Source organism: Shewanella sp. (assembly GCF_048265805.1).
Taxonomy (GTDB): domain Bacteria; phylum Pseudomonadota; class Gammaproteobacteria; order Enterobacterales; family Shewanellaceae; genus Shewanella.
The window spans coordinates 1-24,130 of the sequence record NZ_JBLXAT010000021.1 but is presented as its reverse complement, the minus strand read 5'-3'; the positions used below and the strand labels follow the sequence as shown (position 1 = coordinate 24,130).

The window sequence follows — 24,130 nt, the reverse complement described above, 5'->3', positions numbered from 1 at the left end:
AGTGCCCCATCATATTGGGGCGCTTTTAAAAACTGACAATGTCTAGTTGAGAGATATAGAAGATGCGGTTATTACTCATCGAAGATGATGTGAATGTCGCTGAAACATTGGTGGCATATCTGGAGAAGCATGGCTTTGTAGTAGACATCGCCGCAACGCTGTCAATAGCAAAGACTGCGGTTTTAGAGAATCAATTTGATTTAGTGCTACTTGATCGCCTCCTGCCTGATGGTGAAGGCATGTCACTGTTGAGCTTTTTTGCTGAAGAGCATCGTCCACAGCGGGTGATTCTGCTAACTGCTTTGGGGGATGTTGATGACCGTATCCGTGGGCTCGAATCCGGTGCCCACGACTATATTGCTAAGCCTTTTGAACCGAGAGAGTTGCTTGCCCGTATTAGTAACGCGTTAAGGCAACCCATCAAAGCTGTTCGTGAGTTCAAAACATTTGGCCCACTTAAATATGATGTTGAAAGCCGTACATTTTCGATAAATGACGTCGCGCTGACTTTGAGACGAACAGAGGCGTTAGTGCTTGAAGCCTTAATGATGCGACCAGGAAATCTAGTAACCCGAGAAACTCTGGAATCTAAGGTATATGGATACGACAAGTTTGTTACATCCAACTCATTGGAGTCACAGCTCAGTAGATTGCGTAAGCATCTTTCATTAAAAACAAAGGCGGTTAGGATTATCACCATCCGAGGCGTTGGATATAGCCTTGCTGAGACCTAATTTTTAACAGGTCAGGTTGTTGTAAGACTCGAAACTCAATATTAGATAAAATTTCTGAATAATTATTAACATTATGCAATCTGACTCATTGATGCAGGCAAAGAAACAAGCTGCAGAATTTAAGTATGTATTTGAACAAGTTTTCACTGAAGTTAGCAAAGCTGTTGTAGGACAGAAACAGGTTGTCCATGGTGTTCTGACAGCAATTATGGCTGGTGGACACATTCTGTTGGAGGGGGTACCGGGACTTGGTAAAACCTTGCTGGTCAATACATTAAGCCAAGCGATCAATGCTGATTTTAGTCGTATTCAGTTTACGCCCGACATGATGCCCGCTGATATCGTCGGCACATCTGTGCTTATTGAAAATGCCGATGGCAAACATGAATTAGCGTTTCAGCAAGGTCCAATTGTTGCCAACCTAGTCCTTGCTGACGAAATCAATAGAGCGACGCCTAAAACACAATCTGCCTTGCTGGAAGTGATGCAAGAGAAGCAATTGACGGTTGGCCGCTCCACCATTGTAATGCCGGAACCATTTTGCGTAATGGCTACCCAAAACCCATTTGAGCAAGAAGGTACTTATCCGTTACCGGAAGCCCAACTAGATCGTTTTCTATTTAAACTTGTTGTTGGCTACCCAACAGAGCAAGATTATCGCGAAATTATTGAACGTACGACTGGGGAGCAAACGATTCAAGTTAATGCAGTAACTAACGGTGAAACCATTAATCGTTTAAGACGTGTTGTTCAGCGGGTACCTGTATCTCAAGTAGCTAAAAAATACGCTGTTCGCATAGTTATGGCTACGCAACCTAACAGCGAGTATGCTTCAAAATTAGTCAACTCTTATGTTAGGTTGGGAGCATCGCCTAGAGGCATACAAGGCCTTATGCTAGCGGCGAAGGTAAGAGCACTGTTAAATGAACGTTTTGCTGTAAGTTGTGATGATATACGAGCTGTGGCTATTGATGTTCTGCGCCATCGGATTGTATGTAGTTTTCAGGCTCAGGCGGAAAATATAACGGCGGATGATGTGGTTAGAGATGCCGTTGAAAATGTAAGAACGCCTTGCTTTTAAAATGTCCGGAGAGTAGCACTTCATGTTCTAAGGAAGGTGCGAACAAGTCTTCGCGACACTCTGGATTGGTAAGCAATGGCAGTTCAAGGCCGCTAACTGCGGGCATGCTGGAGCATAAAAGAAATGCGTGAGCTTACAAATTCCAGTAGGGCTTGGCATACAGCGTCATCTGCGACGTTGCAATTTTTGAAAAGGGTTCACCATTCTCGGCAAACTGCGCCCTGCATCTGAAAGCAGTATGGCAACGCAGCGCACGCACGGGACTTATTCGCCCCGTCCCTAACATCATCGGTCTTCAAACAAAATTAAAGTTGGTTAGATATGACGTTGAAGCTATTTTCTCAAATCCATCGTTCAATGATTGGCCAGATGTTGATCTTATCCTTGCTCTTTATTACAGCAACTATTTACTTCATTGCAATACAGCCGCTAGGTGATGTTGAGATTAAAGCTCCAGACCCTATGTACTTTACGGTTGAAAAAATACGACGTGAATTGAGAGATTTCATCGACACCAAATTTGAGGGAAAATCCAACTCTGAAAATTTTAAGTTTTCTGATGAACTCAAAGGCTTTTTAACACTCAATCCTGATTTTCGCTATTACATGACCATCGGTGATAAGGTCTATAGCAGTGGCCAACCTCCAAAGTTTTATCATCAAATGCAACTAGATGAGTTGGACGGAATCAACAATAAATTCGATAACGCACCTCTGTGTTCCTATTTTTATAAAGACATAACTAATGGTGATGATCATGGATATGTCCAGTATAACTATTGTAATAACCAGCATTTTTATCTTGAGTTTTATGGAGTCGTAAATCCTGAGGTTCCAGTATCAGATACTGTCTTTGGATATTATAAAAGGATGGTGGTTGGTGCCAGTGGAAATCTGATTATTGCAGCTGCTGGCGTATTTTCTATAACTGCTTTAATATTACTTTTTAATTGGCGACTAATGAATAAATTGGCTCGGGTTGCTTATTCTTTTGATCCAAAGAATCTTAATCAAAAGCTGCCTGAGAAAGGGCTGCCAAATGAAGTGTTGCCACTTATTCAAGCTGTCAATGAGATGCTTTCCAGAATTGATATAACTCAAAAACAACATAATTTTTTCCTATCAACAGCTGCTCATGAAATGCGAACTCCATTAACAGTATTGCGTACACGAATAGAAATGTTGGATGATTCACCGTTGAAGGATAAACTGATTGTTGACACTCGCCGACTGGTGAGTTTGGTTAATCAGTTGTTGCGATTAATGCGTGTTGGTGGGCCTAAGTCATTTGATGGCGAAATCGATATAGTGCAATGCTGCCAACGCGTGATACGAGAACGTGCCATATTGGCTAAAAATTCAGATGTAGAACTGAGTTTTGAAACTGAGGTTATGTCTTATGTTGTGCCAGGCGATGCAGGACTAATGGAAATAGCTATTGCTAATTTGATTGATAATGCTGTGTCGTTCTCAATACAAGATAGTACAGTTTTGGTTTCATTAGATGCGTCTGGTATATTGTCTGTGCGAGATTATGGTATAGGCATTCCACCGGATAAATTGCAGTCTTTGTTTGTACCATTTGCTAAATTCCCCCCAAATCGTAATGGTCATGGTTTAGGACTTGCAATTGTCAAGGCGATTGTACAGCTGCACTCTGCCACTGTAGATGCTGAGAATATTATAGATGGGGGTGCACAGTTCAATATTCGTTTTTCTCCAAGGTTAGATTAATACAAGATAAGCCCTGAGAGAGCATCTCATAAATCTCCTAGTGCATAGCTACCTTTTAAAAGCTGACTAGCTAGTTCAATCACTGCTGCGAAAAGATCTTGAACGGTCATCTTGTAGTCTGGCCGCCTGAGGACTTCCAAGCCTAATCGAACGGTAGACAAGATATGTCGATTTCTCACTAGGGGCTTATTCGCCCCTTCCTTAGGCCAATTCCAGGGCGGGAGCATGAGTGCTCACTATTTCATCAGGCTGATGATTAACTGGTCTTCGTATCATTTTGAACAGCACAAACCGTATAATTTCAAAACGAAAATTGTTTACATTCCGATCGGTCTTTGTTTAATAAACGTTCGCGATCTCACCCTGAGGTCAGTTCAAGGACAGCCATTACGATCAGTGCTGCTGAAAATATATTTAACACCCACATAATCATATACGATATTTGGTTAAGGCAAACAGTAGATGTTTTGAGTAAATGAGTTATCTTGTGATATCCATAACCACTTAATCCACCGACCCCCAATACAATCGACCAATAATTACCAAAATCTGTTTTTAGGTAGACAGGGACTATACCAGCCAAAGCAATTATTGTTAACACTACCCCCTGTATTAGCCATGCAATATAGTTATTCCTATATAAAGGCTCCGTCCACTCATTTTCCTTGGCACTGTCGTATAGGTGTAATATTACAGCTACGGCAGTTAAATTATATAAAATAAAATTTAGCATTATTTAATTTTCTTCGTCTGTGTTACTAAAAACGCATCATAAGTTAAGTGAAAACTTAATTATCCACCGTGTTACTAGTATTTTCAACGGTCATTTTTTAGAGTGGAATTAACTTGTATTTTGTTTAATGTTTGTAAAGGTACTGACAATCGCCGTTCTGTCCATTTTTAGAAGTTGAATAACATCATCTGGTATTTCTTTAGCAAAATACTCACTGCTAAAAACAACTAGTTCTATTAGGGTGGGGACTAATTTGACAGCCAATTCTGTTGGTGTGTAAATAAACTGCTTGGCATTAGATGGGTCTTTTTCTTTTTTTAAAAAACCGTTTTCCTCCAAGCATTTCAAACGGTCAGCAAGAATGTTGGTAGAGATATTCTCTTTAGCTGCTTTGAAATCCTTAAAATACCGAGCGCCACAGAAAACCGCATCTCTAATGAGCAAGAGTGACCACTTATCCCCTATGAGATCAAGTGCCAAGCTAATAGGGCATAGAGAACGATGTTTCAAAGCTGCATCCTCACAGTGATTAACAATGTCGGAAATGCTACCCAGATCACTTGTACGATACAAGTGATCTGGGTAGCATTTATAAAAATCACTTGCATTATGCAACTAAATTAAACCGCATATTCATAATATAAGCAGTAATGAGGAATTTTTATGATAACTATTCATCACTTATGCGTTTCCCAATCAGACCGAATTGTATGGTTAATGGAAGAACTGGACCTGCCTTATGACATAAAGTTTTATCAGCGCAAAGCGGAAGACAATACCGCACCAGATGAATATCTCGCCCTTCATCCAGCGGCTACATCACCTATCATCACAGACGGCGAACTGACCCTGTGTGAGTCGAATGCGATTGTCGAATACATAAGCCAAAAATATGGTAATGGTCGCTTTGTTATCCCACCAACTGATGAAAACTATGCTGATTATCTGTATTGGATGCAATTTAACAGTAATACTATGTCGGTCTTTATGTCGGAATTGGCACTTAAGGAGTCGGCAACGGCCAATAGTTCGGCGAAAAAAGTAGTGTTGCGGCGGCGCGAAGGCTACTATCAATACATCAATAGTCATTTGGGTACACATCAATATCTTGCGGGAAACAACTTTAGTTGCGCTGATATTATGTCGGTATTTACGCTGACAACACTACCTCTATTCGGTGGTAGAACAGTTGATGATCTACCAAATGTGCAACGTTATTTAGCCGATATTCGTGCCAGACCTGCTTATATCAAGGCGATGAAAATTGCTTGGCCCAATACTTAGTGAACTTTGCCTACTATAAATTTGCAGTTTAACGGGAATGGCATGATGTCTGCGGTAGAGTTTACGCTGCGCATATAACACTATTGCGGTAATCAAAGTGAACGTTCCCCCTCTACACGGTATATGGGCTGTTTAAAAGCACTACAGATGAACGAATTGGCGGGCTAACGTCGATGCTAATCCCGCCATTGCCGCTTTATCTTTGATAAAGCGGTTTTTGATACAATTAAGGCCTCTGCTTAACGTTTTTTTCTATCTCGTCCCAGCGGCGCAGCAACAAACTGGCGTTAACACCACCAAATCCAAATCCGTTTGATAGTGCGTATTCAATATCCATACTTCTTTTCATTAATGCTACAAGATTCAATCCCAGCGCCGCATCATCTGGATTGTTGAGGTTTAATGTAGGAGGGACCACTTGGTCTCGTAACGCGAGTAAGGTGAAGATAGCTTCTACCCCTCCGGCAGCCCCTAACAAATGGCCGGTACTGGATTTAGTCGATGTAATAGCTACTGCAGAAGCTTCGCCAAAGACAGCTTTAATTGCAGCAAGTTCGCCCTTATCACCCACTTGAGTAGACGTCGCATGAGCGTTGATGTGTGCTACTGCTTGTGATGAGATCCCAGCCTGTTTTAATGCTTGTCGCATGGCTCGCTGGGCACCATTACCATCCTCTGGGGCAGCGGTTAGGTGGTAGGCATCTGCGCTAGTTCCATACCCAACAATTTCAGCTATAGGCTGAGCGCCTCTCGCCTTCGCATGCTCCAATGATTCAATCACCAGTAACCCCGCACCTTCGGCCATCACAAATCCATCTCGGTCTCGGTCAAAGGGACGAGAAGCCTCTTGAGGACTATCGTTAAACCCAGTCGATAAAGCGCGAGCAGCAGCAAAACATCCAAGTGTAACTCGATCGATAGCGGCCTCTGTTCCCCCGCATATCGCAATATCCGCCTCACCGCTCCGAATAAGCCTAGCTGCATCACCGATAGCCTGAACGCCCGCCGCACACGCTGTTACCGGTGCGCCCAGAGGCCCTTTGAATCCATGCCTGATGGATACCTGACCTGCCGCCATATTGGCAAGAAAGGAAGGTGCTGTAAACGGCGATAGGCGACGAGGACCACGGGAATCTGTGGTACGAATCGCCTCAGCAATCGCGCCGAATCCACCAACTCCCGACGCAATAATCGTGGCAGTTCGTTCTTGCTCCTTTACCGCTACTGGATGCCAGTTTGCTTGTGTTAGCGCTTCATCTGCTGCAACAAGCGCAAACTCAATGAAACGATCCATCTTTTTACGTTCTTTAACCGGAATAACACGATCGGGGGCATAACCTGCTAGCGGGTCTTCTTCCAATGTAGGGACTAAGCCACCCACGGTCGTTCCTGTTCCATCAGCGACACCTTTCGGTAGATGTCGAATTCCTGATTGCCCATCTAGCAATCGTTGCCAGACCCTATCGGCACCAACACCTAAGGGGCTTACAACCCCGACACCGGTAACAACAATTCGCACTTCGTTGGTTCTGTTCATTATTTCATCCCAAATGTTTTTCTGATCCCTTTCTCTACCGGAGCCGCTGGCATGAAACGGCGCAACTTCCTCAGTAATGAAGCTTCACCTTTTGGTGTATGGCGCATTTTCCACGCACCGAGCGCAGCATTAACGACTGTTGCGGCAACATCATCCGGGCGTGGTGCTTTATGCACGTTCTGTTGTATCGCCTGAGAGACAGTGTCACGGGTTGAGTTGTATGCCGAGATAGGGGATGCAACAACTGGAGCATTAATATCAAGGTTGGTTTTGGTAAACGAAGGCTCGACAAGTGTTACACGAATACCAAATTCTCGAACTTCATGATCTAGCGTTTCAGACATGCCTTCAACAGCATGCTTAGACGCTGAATATAGCCCCATGTAAGGCGCAGGAAGGAATCCCAGTAGAGCTTATATTCACTATGCGCCCCGAATGCTGTAGCCGCATATGAGGTAGCACCGCTTGTATCGTGCGGAGCATACCCCAGACGTTGGTATCAAACAGTGTCTGACCTTCTGCAATGGAAGATTCCTCCATTGCACCTAGTAGCGTGACACCCGCGCTGTTAACAAGCACATCAATGTGTTTAGCTTCGGCAATGATGGACGCAATCCCACGTTGAATAGAACCTTCGTCCCGAATATCCATTTCGAGCAATTCTACGCCTTGAATCGGCTCAGCTTTTTCGAGATTTCGAACGGTGCCAAATACTTTACACCCTCTTTTAAAGAACGTTTCTGCCGTTACGCGTCCTATTCCCGACGAAACGCCCGTCACTACGACAACTTTAGCGTTACTTGACATAATAATTTCCTCTCAAAATGCATACGTTAATCACGTAAACCTCAGCTACTTTGGCTAGGTCTAATCTTGAACCAGATGGAATACATAGCTGGCAGGAACACCAACGTCAGGATTGTCCCGGCCAACGTGCCGCCAATCAGCGTGTAAGCCAGTGTCCCCCAGAACACCGAATGAGTGAGGGGAATGAAAGCAAGAATTGCAGCCAGCGCCGTCAGTATCACTGGGCGAGCACGTTGCACTGTAGCTTCAACGACCGCATGGAATGGATCTAAACCGGATGCTTCGTTGTGGTGGATCTGTCCTAGCAAGATCAGAGTGTTACGCATCAAAATACCGGACAATGCAATCAAACCGACCAGAGCATTGATACCAAACGGTTGCTGGAACAAAAGTAGTGTTGGCACCACGCCAATAAGCCCCAAAGGACTGGTTAAAAATACCATCACCATGCCAGCAAATGAGCGTACCTGTATGATCAGGATCAGCAGAGTCAACGCGATCATAATTGGAAATATCGGCAACATAGCGACGCTGGCTTTGCCGGACTCCTCAATAGAACCCGCTTCCACAATGTGATAGCCGCTAGGCAATTTTTGTATAATAGGTTGTAATTGCTGAGTAATGACATGCGATACATCCGGCGGCTGTAAACCTTCGGCAATATCACCGCGTACCGTCATCGTTGGTACCCGATCTCGGCGGCGCATGATCGGCTCTTCCTGTCTAATCTCAACGTTACCCACTTGAGATAGCGGAATACGTTCACCATGAGCTCCTGCCAGAGTGAAGTTTTCTATTTGAGACGGATCAAGCCGAGTTTCACCCGATGAGCGAGCGACGACCTGAACAGTACGAATATCTTCCCGTACACTGGTTACTGGTACACCGTTTAACAAGAACTGTAACTGTTGGGCGACGCTACTGGAGTTCAAACCTAAAGCCTGAAGCCGATCCTGCTGCAATGAAAAATGTACGGTAGGCACACGAGTTCCCCAATCGGTGTTCACAGTGCGCATCATGGGGCTTGCTTTCATCACCTGTTGTACTTCATTCGCAATGTCGCGCAATGTATCTGGATTAGGACCCGTCACTCGATACGCTACTGGAAATGGTGAATAGGGGCCGAATACCAGTTGAGTCACACGCACTCTCGCTTCCGGCGCTATACCATCAGCGATAGCTCGACGTAGACGATGTTTCAACACTTCGCGCTCTTCTTGGTTGTCAGTACGAATGACAATTTTGGCAAAAGAGGGATCAGGGAGCTCTGGCCCTACGGAAAAGAAGAACCTTGGAGCCCCTTGACCGATATAAGCGGTCACAATCTTGGCTTCTTCTTGTTGCGCCAACCACTGTTCAACTTTGGCGGTGGCAGCACTTGTCTGAGTGATAGATGTGCCATAAGGCATCTGCACTTCAACCAACACTTCTGGTCGGTCAGAAATAGGGAAAAACTGTTTCTTAACTACCGACATACCAAGTACAGCGATAACAAACAGGCTGACAACCGTCATCGCCACCCACCATTTTCTAGCGATAACACGCGCCAGTAAGTGGCGGAAACGGTTATAACGGGGTGTATCATAGATGGCGGCATGACCACCTGCGACTTTCTTCACCTCAGGTAGCAACTTGACGCCCAGGTAAGGAGTAAAGACCACCGCAACAACCCAAGATGCGATAAGTGCTATACCGACAATCCAGAACATATTGCTGGTATATTCACCGGCGGTGGAACGCGCAAAACCGTTGGGCATAAATCCAACCGCGGTAACCAATGTTCCCGATAGCATAGGGGCCGCGGTGAGACTCCAGGCATAGGATGACGCGGCGATACGGCTATAACCTTCCTCCATTTTCACCACCATCATTTCGATAGCGATAATGGCGTCATCCACCAATAACCCCAACGCCAGAATCAAAGAGCCGAGCGTGATACGGTCAAAGTTCTTCCCTGTCGCCAACATGACAACAAAAACAATAGCAAGCGTTAAAGGCACGGCCGCAGCAACAATAACACCAGGGCGCCACCCCATACTGACAAAACTTACCAGCATCACAACAGCCAATGCCGCGAAGAATTTGATCATAAACTCATCGACTGCCGCGTGGATATTAACTGCTTGGTCTGTCACCTTGGATAAGGCCATCCCCAGAGGCATTTCGGCATTAATTGCCCCCACTTCCTGATCAAGGGACTTACCTAAATCAAGCCCATTCCAGCCATCACGCATAACAATGCCCAGTAACAGCGCAGGCTCTCCGCCATTACGGACTATAAATGTAGCCGGATCTTCATAACCGCGCTTTACCGTGGCAATATCTGACAGCTTTAACGTCTGTCCTTTCACTACAATAGGGGTATCGCGTATTTTTTTTAAGTTGTCGAAAGCCCCGTCTAAACGAATAAAAACTTCTGGTCCCTTGGTTTCAACCGACCCCGCGGGCGTCAGCACGTTTTGATTATTGAGCGCTGCAAACACCTCCTGTGGACTTACCCCTAAGGTTGCCAAGCGTTCATGAGAAAACTCCACATAAATACGCTCTGGCTGTTCACCGATAATATTGACCTTTTTAACCCCAGAGACATGAAGCAGACGTTGGCGCAGTGATTCCGCATCACGAACAAGTAACCGTTGCGACTCGCCTTTGGCTTTGAGTGCATACAGCGCAAAGGTCACATCGGAATATTCGTCATTAATGAATGGTCCCATGACACCAGCAGGAAGATTACGAATTTCGTCGCCGATTTTTTTGCGGGCCTGATAAAACTGCTGCTGCACTTCCGATGGCGGCGTTTTGTCCAATAAAGTTAACGTGGTAAAAGCGAGCCCAGGACGAGTGAAAGTCTCAGTGCGGTCATACCATCGTAGCTCCTGCATCCGTTTTTCGAGCTTCTCGGCAACCTGCTCCTGCATTTCCTGAGCAGTAGCACCGGGCCAGGCGGTGACAATTGTCATCACCTTGATGGTAAAAGAAGGATCCTCAGCACGTCCTAGCTTGAAGAATGAGATAACGCCAGCAACAGAGATCAACAGTATGAGAAATAAAGTGATGGCGCGTTCACGTACTGCGAGCGCGGAAAGGTTGAAACGACTTTCGCTCATGGACGCGCTCCCTCTGCAACAGACCCAGAAGAAGAACCTGCAACACGCACCTGTTCACCATCACGTAATAGATGAGCACCAAGAGCAACAACTTGATCCCCCTGTTTGATTGGACCACTCACAAGCGCTGAATCATCGTCAAGATCTAAAACCGTAACGGGATGCCAAGAGACTTTGGCAGGCTCGCCATCGACACTCCAAACGCCTGTTCCTTTACCCGCATCAAACAAAGCACCAATCGGTACTTGCAACCCTGTTTTTAAAACGGAACGTTCTTTGGTTACGTTGATGGTTACGGTGGAGCCCAAAGGAGCGTCTTTCAGTTGTCCGGTAAGTACATATCTTGCTTCAAAAGTGCGAGTGGCTGGGTCTGCAGCATCGGAAAGCTGTCTGAGCGTGGCAACCGACGTCATATCAGGCCGACCAAAAAGCTGTGCCAGCCCAGGTGAACCCAATGCAGGACGCAGCGTTTCAGGTAACTGGATCACCGCTTCCCGAGCTCCTGCATGCGCAACTCGGACCACTATCTGACCGGCACTTACCACTTGCCCTGGCTCAGCAAGCGTTGCAACTACGGTTCCATCAGCATCGGCGACAAGATCCGTATAACGAGTAGCATTGATTGCCACTTCAGCTTGTGCGGCACGAAGTTGAGCCTGTGCTGTATCCGCAGCCGCTTTGACTTGATCGTAAGCTGAGGCAGATATAGCGCCAGTGCCGCGCAAATCTCGGTATCGAGCCTCATCTTCCGCTGCCTGTTTCGCCCTAGCCTCAGCCGCCACAACCGACTCTTGTTGGGCATGCGCAGCAAGCTTCAGGTCTACCGGGTCAAGTCGCATCAGTACTTGCCCCTTCTTCACCACTTGTCCGGTATCCACTAGGCGTTTTAGCACCTTACCTGATACACGAAAACCAAGGTCGCTTTCTATTCGAGCCGCTATGACACCAGTGAAAGAGCGGGATTCGGCACTAGATGCACTAATCGTAACCGTCCGCACTAGAGGCGCTTCAGTACGGGGATCGGCTTGCTTTTCTTCACCGCAAGCCGTTAAGACCAGCGGTAAAGCAGTGATAACTGCCATTGTAAGTATGTTGTGACGAGACATGCATAAGCCTCCATGAAGAACTGTTCAGGAGTGCAATTATCATTCTAGTGACCAAATTAGTCAATAGTCACAAATGTTCTAAGGTGCGAGGCTACGAAGAACCAAGTTGGAGAGCTGAATTGGAGCGTCCTCAATGAAGTCAAAGTTGTGTTGCAACATAAGGGGGTTCATATAAGGTCTCATGACTAGATAGATAGCTGTCGTCATTTCATCTAATGGTGTTTTGCGCTCAAAATCTCCCGCTTGACGCCCTTGTTGAAGGATATCTTGAAGCAGATCCTTGATGTTTTGCTCATAAGAAATAGTTGCCTGCCAACGTTCAGCGGCGGCTGAAGCAGCAATTTCATAAAGCTTTTGGTCTTGGGAAAATAACCGAAAGCTTGCCTGAACGATTTCTTTAAACATTCGACGCAGCTTCTCTGGCGGCTGGTCAACGTCTTCTATCGCTTTTCGAACGTCGGCCTCAATTTCACTTAAACAGTTTGTGCAGATACTTTCGCCAATGGCCTGTTTTGAAGAAAAGAATTTGTATATGTATGCTTTTGAAAAACCTATTGATTTCGCCAAATCTGAGACGGTTGTTTTACCGTAGCCGTAGCGGCTGAAATGTTCTGTTGCTGCAATAACAATCTGATCCCGCACATCATGATCAACAGGGCCTCGATTCAATGCAGGGCTGTTGTGCTCTTCACTCATAACCTTCTCTCTGACTTTCATACTATCGTGTCCGAATTCTAACGCGTCATGGTTAAATTGACAACGAGTGACCAAATGGTAATATAGTCACTCGTTGTCAATCTTCGGTAATAATATGCGTCTAAAACACTCATTCATCATGCTTACGGTAAGCAGTATGTTAGCTGGCTGTGCTGTCGGGCCTGACTACACTCCGCCGAAACTGTCTACCCCCAATCACTTTTATGGGCAGAACTCTATTGGCAAACAAGCAACGACGGCCGATGCTCAGCTACAAGGGTGGTGGAAAAAATTTGGTGACAAGCAACTGACTCGTTACATCGCCATTGCCCTAGACCAAAACCTTGATTTGGCTCAAGCAACGGCACGACTGGCTCAAGCCAGAGCAGGATTGGGGGCAGCAAATGCAGCTCTACTCCCATCCGGCAGTCTCTCTGGGCAGGCAGCTCGCGCCTATCAATCAGTAGAAACCCCTTTGGGACAAGTATTGAACTCATCCCCAAGTTTTGATCGTTATGGCAGCAGTTACGAAACCAACCTGAATGCCAGTTGGGAGCTAGATGTGTTTGGCGGTCTCCGCCGAGACAGAGAGGCGGCTCAAGCCGAGTACCAAGCAACTTCAGCAGGAATTGCGGCAACACAATTGGCCGTAGCCGCACAAACCGCCAGCATCTACGTCAACATTCGCGCCATACAAGCTCGACTCGACATCGCTCGAAAACAAGTAGAAACGCATCAGCAGATGCTCGATTTGACTAATCTCCTTTACAGCAAGGGATTAGTACCAGAGCGCCAAGTTCATCAAACACAAGCGATGCTCGCTCAATATCAGACGTCTGTTCCTCTGATGGAAGCAAGCCTTGAAACAACATTGAACGCACTAGACGTGATACTGGGGACACCTCCCGGATCACATCGCGCAGAATTTGCTGCAAGCGTTCCGCTTCCCTCAATCCCAAAGACTATCAACATGGGAACGCCAGGTGAATTGCTCACACGTCGCCCTGACCTCATTATTGCAGAGCGACATCTGGCAGCGTCAAATGCAAAAATTGGTGCCGCGATGGCCGAATATTATCCAAAATTTTCACTGAGTGGACTGCTGGGCAGTGCGACTTCAATATCCGAAGGAAATTTATTTGGCAACGGCGCTAATCAAGCTGCTGGCATCTTGGGTTTACGTTGGCGCTTGTTTGATTTTGGTCGAATTAATGCTCAGATTGCGCAGGCCAAAGGCCGTGAAGCAGAAATGCTTGCTGCTTATAGACTGGCGGTTCTGAAAGCCACTGAAGATGTCGAAAACGCGTTCTCAACACTGGCAAAACGGAAACAACAAACTGAGATGGTATCGCAGGGGGTTGACGCTCTTCAGCATGCACGTAACGCCGCATTTTCCGCATATCAGAAGGGAGTCGCCAGCAAGTTGGAGGTACTACAGGCTGATGAAAGTTTACTGCGAGCATCGGATGAAGAAACGCTGGCAAGAGCCGAGACCATAACGTCAGCAATAGCTGCCTATAAAGCACTAGGTGGAGGCTGGCAAATCGACTAAAATCCAAGGTGTCAGATTGAAAATAAGAAAGGAATTAAACCGCACAAAAAAAGCGAAGCTCTCTAAACTTTTTAAAGAGCGGTAAGCAAACTACCGAAAAGGATATCTAGTTGTGTTGCTTAAAGAATTTTTCGGCATTTGCAAAAAGCGTGTCACAGTACTTTTGCTGCTTTATGTGCTCAACTGAACCTTCATCCATAGATTCTAAAATGGCCTTAGCATCGTTGTATTCGCTTACCATTTGCTCAAATTTTGCATCATGGTAGTTTTTACGAGTTTTGCTTTGGGAACTATCTCGTTTTTTTCTCATTAAAACCTCTAAACATAAAGCGCCAACATGCCAACATGCCAACATAATATATTCTAGAAAATAAGGTGAATTAGCAAATAGAATGTATCGACTAATAATAAATGAATAGCCAATAGCTAGTTAAAAATTAAATCATCAATAAATCTAATTTAATCATAGCATTAGAGGCTATAAATTCTCACGTCATCGCCAAGAGTGATGTAAGAATGTATTTAAAATGGTCTTTTATAATGCAGTAACATTTGTAGCCTGGGGACCTTTTGCTCCAGATTCAACATTAAATGATACTTTTTGACCTTCAGCTAAGGTTTTAAAACCTTCTGAAATTATTGATTTAAAGTGTACAAATAAATCAGCATTACCACTATCTGGCGAGATGAAACCAAAACCTTTTGATTCATTAAACCATTTTACAGAACCTGTCATGTTAATAGACATATATACCTCGTTAATTATTAAAAAGTCGAAAACCGAGGCTATCCAATGGAATATAAAGAAAAAGTAGCTGCTGGAGTTGTATAACGAAATACTTCGAAAGAAAACTATAAGAAGACTTGGACTAAATTTCATCAATAGCTCATGTTTTAGAGCTGGGTGCACTATACACCTTTTAATAAAAATAGATAGTAATATTTATTTTTAAAAAATGACCACCATAGCCACTCTTTGTTAAGAGCGGTGGATTAGTCCCATTTCAGTGAGCGGGATGCGCTAAAGTGTCGGGTCAGCCCGTATTGTTCTGAACGAAGTCATCATCAACTTTTGTTGAGCAGAATGCGACGTTTTGAAAAGAAGGTTAAGAATATTAACCCTAGTATTCCAGAAAATAGTGAGGCAGATAATATTCCCAGTTTTGCAGCATTAACTTGCTCAGGATTATAGGCGAGATTGGAAATAAACATCGCCATAGTGAAACCAATACCAGCAAGTATTCCTCCACCTAGAATCATGGGCCACGGTAAGTCTTTGGGTAACGTTGCAAGACCCAGTTTTACCGCAATCCAACTGAATAATAGAACACCAATAGGTTTACCCAAAACAAGTCCAAGAAAAACTGCGATGGTTAGCGAGGTTGTAAAATCTGTGGCGGTAATTGGAATACCTGCGTTGGCGAAAGCAAATACCGGCATAACGACAAAGCCGACCCAAGGGTGAAGTAGCATCTCCAGTCGTTCCAACGGTGAAAGTGTTTCGCGTGCCGCCGCTTCGGCAGTTCTAAGTGCTTTACGATCAAGCGTATTACCGCTCCAGTGATCCCCTCGGGGGTATGCCACGACGCAATCCATTATCGTATGCAAACGCGCATCACTGACCCATTTAGTCGTTGGGGTCATTAACCCCAGTATGACGCCGGTGACCGTGGGGTGAATACCCGATGCGTCGACAGCCCACCAAATCCCACTGCCCATTATAAAAAAGAGGGTAATACTGCGAACCCCGAGCAATGCCATCACTTTAATGGCTAACAACCCCACGGCAACGAACGCAATAGCAAACCAATCAATTTGATGGCCGTAACCCAAGGTCACGACAATAATTGCACCCAGATCATCCACGATAGCCAGTGATAACATAAAGACCCGCAAACTTTTGGGGATGCGCGTTCCCAGCAAGGCCATACAGCCAATCACAAACGCTGTATCTGTGGCCATAACCGTGCCCCAACCATGTTGTTCTGGTTGGCCAGACAGGAAAAATAGAAAAACCAGCGCCGGAACTAACATACCGCCTATAGCGCCAGAGATCGATAACATCGCCACTCTTGAATCGTGCAACTCTCCTAGTACTAACTCGCGTTTGAGTTCAAGTGCTATCAGAAAGAAAAACAAGGTCATCAGGGCATCGTTAATCCAGTCATGTAAGGTGCGTTCAAGAACCAATGAGCCAATATTAATGCCCACAGGCGTATCCCATAAGTGACTGAACGATTGGCTTAACGATGAATTGGCCAGATATAGCGCGAGCAATGTAAAGCACAACAGGACAACACCTGCTGCGGCTTCAATTTCAAAAAATCGAGATAGCGGCTGAACTAATCTATCAATATATTCTTTGGGTAATTGCGTAGGATGCCCGCGTTTAAGAGCTGTCGACTTGCGATTCATTGTCACTATACTCCGATTTTTACGTGTTATTTTTGCTTCTGAAGCTAGGAAAGGTGCGAATAAGTCCTGGGCGTGCTCTGCGTGCGGATACAGCTTTCAGATGTAAAGCGCAGTTTGTCGCGAATGGTGAACCCTTAAAAACCGCAACGTGACAGATACCGTTGTATGCCACGCCCTAAGGGGATTTGTAAGCTCACGCATTTCTTCTGGTTCACCTCAATCGCCGATTGAAGGTGAGACGCGGCAGACAGGTAGATAGCCATTGTGGTGTGGAGCCGACGTTCAATCTCGGCGACTTAATCATAACCGAGTTCGCGATAAACCGTGATTTCAGACGTCTATCGCCGAAATGGTCATATTCACAATCGCGGCTGGGTAGCAAATATTTCAGTACGTTGTCTGGTTGGTTTTGACTCTTAATAAATGGCTACCCTTGCTTGGTGCTATATCATCAGCGCTCGTCATTCGGCAATGAACTCATCCAGCGGTGCAATTTGGCGCTGGCACTGATTGCCATAGTCATCCGTGAATTCAAACGCTGTAACATTTGGATAAAGAAGGTACTCCTCGCTCGCAACTCACCGTTGTGCGCCGCGTCTAGGCCGAAGCATTAAAATAATGGGCGTGTGAGCATCAATGACAAATTTTAATTCACCAGCGGTTTGTAGCCACATACCAGAATTATCCTTACGTGTTTAGTTCAATTCTGTAACCCAAACATTCACCATCATGTTGGCACCAAGGACTCCATGAAATGCACCAGAGATTGGTGGTACAGATTCTGGTAATCTCGCCACTGCGACAGGGATATGCTCAGGCCCGACAATATTACCTGTGCTTGGGTCAAAGCCTTTCCATCCCGCACCAGGAATAAACACCTCTGCCCACGCATGAGTCGTGCCTGATTGTCCCTGTGGGTTGCTGGTTGAATAGGAATACATGTAGCCACTGACGAACCTTGCCGCAAAGCCTAATTGTCTTGCGGCTGTTATAAAAAGCGCTGCTGAATCTCGACAAGAAGCTGAACAGCAAGATAGGGTTTGCTCAGCACTCTGCACGCCTTCTTCTTCTCTGCTTTGGTAGGATAAGGTGTGATAGATACGCTGGTTAAGCCTAATCAATAAAGCAATGGTTTGAATGGCCTCGCCAGATGGCCAAATATCGTTAATCCAGTTGGTTAGTATGCTACTTTCATTATCGTTAACCCACATATAAGGCGACAACAGCACACTATCGTTATTGTTGTAATGGAACGGATAGTCAACCGCATAATCGGCAACCAAAAAGTCAAAAGGGGACTGGTTGTATTGTTGAATAGTGATCTCGCTTTGCACCGTCAAAATTGATGTATTTTCAACGAATGTCGCAGTGGCAACTGAGTTGCCTTCCACATCCTGATGCCAGCGTAATACTGCGGACGGGGAAATGACTAACTTTGAACTTTCTATGCGCAGTTCATGTCCCTCTTTTGGTCTTAGCCGCAAGGTGTGTGGTTGTAGCCGAACCTGACCGTTAAAGCAGTATTGAGTATTGTGGACGATCTTATAACGTCTCATCTAGCTTCTCCAATTAATCGGCGGAGGCGATACACGAGCCAATATTTGTACTATAGGGCTCATTACATATCCATCCATCTCCCGCAGAATTAAGATGAGCATTATCAGGAATGATGATCAGAGAACAAAATTCGCCTTTTTTGCTATAACCTCTGTCGCATTGCCAATCATTGCCTTCATCGTTCACGTAAGCGTTTACTGGAAGAGCGATTTTGCTACATGAATCATCTCTTTTTTGATATCCACGCTCACATTGCCAAGCTTCACCTCGCCGATCTAAGAAAGCATGCTTAGGGATCCTTAATGCAACACAACTACCATTATTTTCCTTATATCCGCGCCTACACTCCCAGCCATTACCGTAGGTAGAATCTGTCGCATAGGCGTTGACGGGAATGACTATAGCCTTACAGCTATTGCCGATGGTTTTATAACCTTGCTCGCAATCCCAACCAGGGCCATAGGTTGATTCGTTCAATACGGCATATTCTGGTACCGCAATTTTAAGGCACAGTGCTGACTGTCTTTGCATACTGTTTTGGTTAGGCCTATATCCCCTATCACACTCCCAGCCCTTGCCATATAGGTTATCAACCATATGTGCATTCGCGGGAACCTTTAAGGCTTCACAGGAATCGCCGTTTTTTAAGAAGCCTCGATTGCATTTCCAGTCTGAACCATCTGAGGTCAGATACGCATTCGTAGGCAACTGTATTGCAACACAAGTATTATTATTTTTTTTAAATCCCCAACTGCAATCCCAACCCGGCCCATAGAGATTCTGGAAGGCATTTTTGGGTATTTGAGAAACATCCGTTTGTGCCCAAGGACTGCTGATAGACGCTGTCAGCAATGGCACAATGGTTACAAGATTTAGTAGATATGATCTAAATTTCATGTTTGTAATCCGTTCTAGTCAAAAGACGAAGCTGGTGGGCTTCTTGGCCGAGATGTATAACTTTTTGATACAAATGGTGAAGTTATGTTAAGAACTGACGTGCCGTAGTTGTGTTGGAAGCAGAGCGCTTCGCCAACACTGTTTATTTTTAAGAGACTCAATATCAAGTGAACGCTGCTGATTTCCAGAAGGTCGATGCGCGACTAATAGTTTGCACTCAGTTAGAGGCGATATTCTGTACTCTAATGCCCCTGAGACTCTATCAGCAACCGGCTAGGTGTTTGTATGCTACATATCAGTCGGTTGAGATGGTTTAACTTTTAATTCGATCACTTCTGCTGCAAGTTGTGTGGCTTTGGTAAACAAGCTTGATATTGCAGAGTTTCTCGGCCAAGTAAATTAGCTTCTCCGTGACGTAGGTAGTTAATGCGCTGCGGCTATGAGCGCTCATTGGTTATCACAATGGCCGAGATAACCAAGCGTTTAGCAATAAATGAAGTGTTTGTTGATACGGACATAGTTAGTTCCTTGAGTATAGACTCAGAGGAGGCAACAAGATCGTGCCGACCAGAAATTAGTCGAATGTCAACAAGAAGTCCCGCTAAGTGAAGTGCCGTAGGAAAGATATCCGTCGGCTGAATATGACGTTACACGTTAACACAATACTCAGTGAACTGATACAGGGGACGTCTGGCGAGGTAAACCATTTGGCTGAACCGCTAATATGGCCACTGTGTAGCGTTAGTAAAATAGGGGCAACAAGACTGCTCTGCACAGCACGAATAACTAATTGAATACGAAAATGTGGTCATTTTGTTTAATAAAATTATTTGCTTATCGTCGATATTGAGAGTCTGTTTTTGATGTGGGGGCTAAAGATTTAGTACTCTAGGAGGTCTTCATATTTCTGCATCAGTCAACGTAGCCATGTTCCTGCGTGCTTGCTGTTAACGGCATACTGCTATGGCTGAAAATCCCTATTTATTACAAAGGCTTGTTCGAAGCTTCACTAACACCGCAATTAACTGTAATCCTGATACAACGGTGTTCGCAAGGTGTTAAATATCACACTTAGGCAAACTCGATAAGCTATGCCTGAACTTGGTGTGAGCTTCACTATAAGATTTGGGGTTAGTGTCAGAAAACACGGCCATTGGTAACTTCACCACCACCTTAGTGATGCCCTTTGTGGTAGGTGCTGTTCTTTATTGTTGCAAAAGTGCCAGGAGAAGCGGATAACAGTAACACTGCCTTTCCTCCTTAACCAAGAGCTCTCTGATGCTCATCATTAAAAAGCAAAAACCGATAATCGGCAGCAATAAACCGGCTTTTATTTGAGGTTTATTTTCTATCCAACTGTTTAATTCTGGTCGGTGGATCGTGTAAGTCCAAGAACCTCGATTGCCGTCTATTTAGCCAAAACATCATGCATTTTCAAATGAATCAAGCGAAAGCAGGAGCTGCACGTGCTTATTACATTCCGCTGCAAAAGTTATGCTAATGTCACTATGTTCGGTGACATTGGACTGCAAATGATAAAAATGATGGGGCATAGTGGCACTGTACCCGGTGCTATTCTTGCACCAGATCTCTCTGATGCACTGTCTAAATTAACCTTGTCACTCGCGGCAGAAAGTACACTGGCTCAAGAAGGTGTATCTGACATTAGTGATGATGAAGAGGAATCTTTATCTGAACCCGCAGTCGGTACGAATCTCCGCGCTTTTCCATTAATAGAACTATTGAAGTCTGCGATAGATGCTCAATGCGATATCATGTGGGATGAGCAGTAACATCTTCCTCAGCCCCATCTGAGGTGTCTCATTTACATCTAAAGTTATAACTTGGCTTTGTTGCTCTTTAACGCATATTCCTTTGGTTGCGCCAGGGGACTGCATCTGCCTGTTTATCATAGATATCCGGAAAGTAAGCACAAATTTCGTTTGGTGGGTGAGAATATCTGCGTAGATTTCTGCCGTTCTGAGTTCGTTGTGATCAAGCAATCTGGAATGAGTAAACAAGCCTGATAGCGCGCAGGCCATTTTTATCTGGATCTCGTTTATGTATGCTGATTTTCATAGGTTTTTCTCATCTTGTGCGCCATATGTGCGCCAGAATTTATCTGTGGCGCACACGTGGCGCAAGAATCGACAAAACCCTTCAAATTACTTCCCACCCAATAAAACAAAATTATTTTAAAATCATAATGTTGTTTTGATTTGGTTTGATGCGTTTTACTATTTTACTTGCCGATACAGAATGTATAAATTGTATGTAAATCAATATTTTGTTTGTGTTTTGGAGTAAATACGGATCAATAATAACTAACCCCAATACACGTAAAATACTGATTATAAGATGGTATTACTCTACTCGATCTCGCCAGGATCTTCATCCGGAACGATGTTTAGATCCAAATGGAGTTGATTAGCGCTGTTCAACCCGGCAATTTGCTTCAACTTGTCAGGAGTCTCTTCACTGAAGGTTGCGAGGTAGTAGTAGGGGTGACCATCGTCACTACTTACCAGGTCATAATCAACGAAGTACTGCTCTACCTCTTCAAGCGTCCAGTGAACCTCTCCGGCGATAGCTATTAGGAGATCGGTGTTGTCGTCAGGGTGGTTGATACCTTGGGGTAGAACTGACAGCTCTGCTGAGACGATCCCTTTATCCTTCCAGTTCCTCAGAATTCCTGACCACAAGTTAGCTCGCAGATTTGAGCTGGGCTGAAACCTAGAAGCATTCCAGTGGATCACGTCTCGATCCCCATTTTTCAGATGAAGTACGACCTGTGCTTTTTTACGCGCTATCAACTCATTTTTGAAAGCTGGCTCATCAGGAACGAAAGTGAGAGCAGGTTTGTTTCCAGTGGATTTCGACCCGCTATCCTCAACGGAGTCGAGTAAGCGCTCGATCACTCTCTCTGGCGTGTCGAATCCAACAGCCAACGCTTCCAATCTTCCGTACACATCATCTGAAATGCTAATAGTGACTGGCATCTTAATATCTCCATAGATTAAATCATATATAGAACTATAGATGATTTAATCTATAGATCAAGTTTTCTTCATGGAGTGAGACGATCCTTCATTTGTGTTCAACAAACCACCGTTTTATGAACATGAACTCAAGGTGGTGTTTTTGTCATTTTCAGAAGACGACTGCACCAATTGACGGGGCGTAACGCCAGATGTGCAGGCGACTCCTGACAACGCAATATCAGAAATCATCTGCACCAATCTCGACTATGCTCAATACTCGTGTGCACCAAAGCGAGGTGTGAGCATGGCGTCAGACACATCATTGATTGCCGAGCAAGGCGTGGCCACCCTGCCCGATGCGGCTTGGGCGCAGGCCCGGCAACGGGCGGAAATCATCGGGCCGCTGGCAGCGCTTGATGTGGTCGGGCATGAAGCCGCCGATGCCGCTGCTCACGCGCTTGGCCTGTCCAGGCGGCAGGTGTATGTCCTAATCCGCCGTGCCCGGCAAGGTGCTGGGCTTGTGACGGACCTGGCTCGCAGCCGATCCGGCGGCGGAAAAGGCAAGGGACGCTTGCCGGAATCAGTTGAGCGCATCATCCGCGAGTTGCTGCAAAAGCGCTTCCTGACCAAGCAGAAGCGTAGCCTGGCAGCGTTCCACCGCGAGGTCGCGCAGGCTTGCAAAGCGCAAAAGCTGCGGGCGCCGGCGCGCAACACCGTGGCTCTGCGGATCGCCGGCCTCGATCCGCTCAAGGCCACTCGCCGCCGGGAAGGTCAGGATGCGTCCCGCAGCCTGCAAGGTGTCGGTGGTGAGCCTCCCGCCGTGACCGCGCCACTGGAACAAGTGCAGATTGATCACACGGTCATCGACCTGATCGTGGTGGACGAGCGCGACCGGCAACCGATTGGCCGTCCGTATCTGACCATCGCCATCGACGTGTTTACCCGCTGCGTGCTCGGCATGGTCGTCACGCTGGAAGCGCCGTCATCTGTTTCGGTCGGCCTGTGCCTTGTGCATGTCGCCTGCGACAAGCGTCCCTGGCTGGAGGGTCTGAACATAGAAATGGAGTGGCCGATGAGCGGCAAGCCCAGGCTGCTCTACCTGGACAACGCGGCCGAGTTCAAGAGCGAAGCGCTACGCCGAGGCTGCGAGCAGCATGGCATCCGGCTTGACTATCGCCCGCTCGGGCAGCCGCACTACGGCGGCATCGTGGAACGGATCATCGGCACGGCGATGCAGATGATCCACGACGAATTGCCAGGGACGACCTTCTCCAACCCTGACCAGCGCGGCGACTACGATTCCGAAAACAAGGCCGCCCTGACGCTGCGTGAGCTGGAGCGCTGGCTCACATTGGCGGTCGGCACCTACCACGGCTCCGTGCACAACGGCCTGCTCCAGCCGCCGGCAGCGCGCTGGGCCGAAGCTATCGCGCGGACCGGCGTGCCAACCGTCATCACTCGCACCACGGCTTTTCTGGTCGATTTTCTGCCCATCATCCGCCGCACGCTGACCCGCACCGGCTTCGTCATCGACCACATCCATTACTACGCCGATGCGCTCAAGCCGTGGATAGCTCGGCGCGACCGCTTGCCTGCGTTCCTGATCCGGCGCGACCCGCGCGACATCAGCCGCATTTGGGTGCTGGAGCCGGAGGGGCAGCACTATCTGGAAATTCCATACCGCACCTTGTCGCACCCGGCTGTCACCCTCTGGGAACAACGACAGGCGCTGGCGAAATTGCGGCAGCAAGGGCGCGAACAGGTGGATGAGTCGGCGCTGTTTCGCATGATCGGCCAACGCTTCGCGCCGACGCTCGACGAACTGGCGCAGAACGGCAAGCTGCGCGGCCGCTTCATCGCCGTCCGCAGCATCCAGCGCCCGGCACAGCCGCGCCAGCGCGTCCAGGCC

The 24,130-nt window shown here is 46.3% G+C and carries 18 protein-coding genes and 3 pseudogenes; 7 read left to right on the top strand and 14 right to left on the bottom strand.

What is annotated here, in order from left to right; translation table 11 throughout:
• Nucleotides 1–62: 62 nt before the first annotated feature.
• The 3 genes from ACN0TT_RS14470 to ACN0TT_RS14460 all read left to right on the top strand — a co-directional run bounded on the left by ACN0TT_RS14470 (nucleotide 63) and on the right by ACN0TT_RS14460 (nucleotide 3,549).
• The gene (locus ACN0TT_RS14470) at nucleotides 63–734 is read left to right on the top strand and encodes a response regulator transcription factor (RefSeq protein ID WP_417762858.1); all 672 of its coding nucleotides are present in this window, start codon (nucleotides 63–65) and stop codon (nucleotides 732–734) included.
• 91 nt (nucleotides 735–825) lie between these two features.
• The gene (locus ACN0TT_RS14465; protein ID WP_417762857.1) at nucleotides 826–1,815 is read left to right on the top strand and encodes an AAA family ATPase; all 990 of its coding nucleotides are present in this window, start codon (nucleotides 826–828) and stop codon (nucleotides 1,813–1,815) included.
• 321 nt (nucleotides 1,816–2,136) lie between these two features.
• Complete coding sequence (locus ACN0TT_RS14460; RefSeq protein ID WP_417762856.1) at nucleotides 2,137–3,549, top strand: HAMP domain-containing sensor histidine kinase; 1,413 nt, start codon at nucleotides 2,137–2,139, stop codon at nucleotides 3,547–3,549.
• 358 nt (nucleotides 3,550–3,907) lie between these two features.
• Here the strand turns inward: ACN0TT_RS14460 and ACN0TT_RS14455 are convergent, their stop codons facing one another.
• On the bottom strand, nucleotides 3,908–4,282 hold the full coding sequence (locus ACN0TT_RS14455; protein ID WP_417762855.1) for a hypothetical protein: 375 nt from the start codon (nucleotides 4,280–4,282) through the stop codon (nucleotides 3,908–3,910).
• Between the two features lie 108 nt (nucleotides 4,283–4,390).
• Nucleotides 4,391–4,792: a winged helix-turn-helix transcriptional regulator gene (locus ACN0TT_RS14450; protein ID WP_417762854.1), complete on the bottom strand. Its 402-nt coding sequence runs from the start codon at nucleotides 4,790–4,792 to the stop codon at nucleotides 4,391–4,393.
• A 153-nt stretch (nucleotides 4,793–4,945) separates the two neighbouring features.
• Between ACN0TT_RS14450 and ACN0TT_RS14445 the strand changes: the two genes are divergently transcribed.
• A complete protein-coding gene (locus tag ACN0TT_RS14445) occupies nucleotides 4,946–5,566 on the top strand; it encodes a glutathione S-transferase family protein (RefSeq protein ID WP_417762853.1) in 621 nt (206 codons plus the stop codon).
• 226 nt (nucleotides 5,567–5,792) lie between these two features.
• On the opposite strand, the gene fabF is transcribed toward ACN0TT_RS14445, so the two are convergent.
• From fabF to ACN0TT_RS14420, 5 genes and pseudogenes are all read right to left on the bottom strand, one after another.
• Nucleotides 5,793–7,103 carry a beta-ketoacyl-ACP synthase II gene (gene fabF, locus ACN0TT_RS14440; protein ID WP_417762852.1) on the bottom strand — a complete coding sequence of 437 codons (1,311 nt, stop codon included), beginning with the start codon at nucleotides 7,101–7,103 and terminating at the stop codon, nucleotides 5,793–5,795.
• Between the two features lie 191 nt (nucleotides 7,104–7,294).
• Nucleotides 7,295–7,910: pseudogene (locus tag ACN0TT_RS14435) on the bottom strand (oxidoreductase); the annotation flags it as partial.
• Between the two features lie 41 nt (nucleotides 7,911–7,951).
• The gene (locus tag ACN0TT_RS14430; RefSeq protein ID WP_417762851.1) at nucleotides 7,952–11,017 is read right to left on the bottom strand and encodes an efflux RND transporter permease subunit; all 3,066 of its coding nucleotides are present in this window, start codon (nucleotides 11,015–11,017) and stop codon (nucleotides 7,952–7,954) included.
• On the bottom strand, nucleotides 11,014–12,123 hold the full coding sequence (locus ACN0TT_RS14425) for an efflux RND transporter periplasmic adaptor subunit (RefSeq protein ID WP_417762850.1): 1,110 nt from the start codon (nucleotides 12,121–12,123) through the stop codon (nucleotides 11,014–11,016). The genes ACN0TT_RS14430 and ACN0TT_RS14425 overlap by 4 nt, the downstream gene beginning before the upstream one ends.
• 78 nt (nucleotides 12,124–12,201) lie before the next feature.
• Entirely contained in the window at nucleotides 12,202–12,819 is a 618-nt protein-coding gene (locus tag ACN0TT_RS14420; RefSeq protein ID WP_417762849.1) for a TetR/AcrR family transcriptional regulator, read from the bottom strand.
• A gap of 115 nt (nucleotides 12,820–12,934) precedes the next feature.
• Between ACN0TT_RS14420 and ACN0TT_RS14415 the strand changes: the two genes are divergently transcribed.
• Entirely contained in the window at nucleotides 12,935–14,371 is a 1,437-nt protein-coding gene (locus tag ACN0TT_RS14415; protein ID WP_417762848.1) for an efflux transporter outer membrane subunit, read from the top strand.
• Nucleotides 14,372–14,477: 106 nt separating this feature from the next.
• On the opposite strand, the gene ACN0TT_RS14410 is transcribed toward ACN0TT_RS14415, so the two are convergent.
• From ACN0TT_RS14410 to ACN0TT_RS14390, 5 genes are all read right to left on the bottom strand, one after another.
• Nucleotides 14,478–14,681 (bottom strand): hypothetical protein, encoded by a 204-nt coding sequence (locus tag ACN0TT_RS14410; protein ID WP_417762847.1) that lies wholly within the window; start codon nucleotides 14,679–14,681, stop codon nucleotides 14,478–14,480.
• Nucleotides 14,682–14,906: 225 nt separating this feature from the next.
• Nucleotides 14,907–15,119, bottom strand: a complete 213-nt coding sequence (locus ACN0TT_RS14405; protein ID WP_417762846.1) for a cold-shock protein — start codon at nucleotides 15,117–15,119, stop codon at nucleotides 14,907–14,909.
• Between the two features lie 317 nt (nucleotides 15,120–15,436).
• Entirely contained in the window at nucleotides 15,437–16,786 is a 1,350-nt protein-coding gene (gene nhaA, locus ACN0TT_RS14400) for a Na+/H+ antiporter NhaA (RefSeq protein WP_417762845.1), read from the bottom strand.
• Between the two features lie 695 nt (nucleotides 16,787–17,481).
• Nucleotides 17,482–18,342 carry a transglutaminase family protein gene (locus ACN0TT_RS14395; RefSeq protein ID WP_417762844.1) on the bottom strand — a complete coding sequence of 287 codons (861 nt, stop codon included), beginning with the start codon at nucleotides 18,340–18,342 and terminating at the stop codon, nucleotides 17,482–17,484.
• A 13-nt stretch (nucleotides 18,343–18,355) separates the two neighbouring features.
• On the bottom strand, nucleotides 18,356–19,240 hold the full coding sequence (locus ACN0TT_RS14390) for a hypothetical protein (protein WP_417762843.1): 885 nt from the start codon (nucleotides 19,238–19,240) through the stop codon (nucleotides 18,356–18,358).
• Nucleotides 19,241–20,706: 1,466 nt separating this feature from the next.
• Between ACN0TT_RS14390 and ACN0TT_RS14385 the strand changes: the two genes are divergently transcribed.
• Nucleotides 20,707–21,033, top strand: a complete 327-nt coding sequence (locus ACN0TT_RS14385; RefSeq protein WP_417762842.1) for a DUF1840 domain-containing protein — start codon at nucleotides 20,707–20,709, stop codon at nucleotides 21,031–21,033.
• Nucleotides 21,034–21,609: 576 nt separating this feature from the next.
• Here the strand turns inward: ACN0TT_RS14385 and ACN0TT_RS14380 are convergent.
• A complete protein-coding gene (locus ACN0TT_RS14380) occupies nucleotides 21,610–22,239 on the bottom strand; it encodes a hypothetical protein (RefSeq protein WP_001145448.1) in 630 nt (209 codons plus the stop codon).
• Nucleotides 22,240–22,525: 286 nt separating this feature from the next.
• Between ACN0TT_RS14380 and ACN0TT_RS14375 the strand changes: the two are divergent.
• A pseudogene (locus ACN0TT_RS14375) lies at nucleotides 22,526–24,019 on the top strand (transposase); the annotation flags it as partial.
• On the opposite strand, the pseudogene ACN0TT_RS14370 reads toward ACN0TT_RS14375, so the two are convergent.
• Nucleotides 24,014–24,130 (bottom strand): annotated as a pseudogene (locus tag ACN0TT_RS14370) (transcriptional regulator MerD); the annotation flags it as partial. The pseudogenes ACN0TT_RS14375 and ACN0TT_RS14370 sit on opposite strands and share 6 nt — an antisense overlap.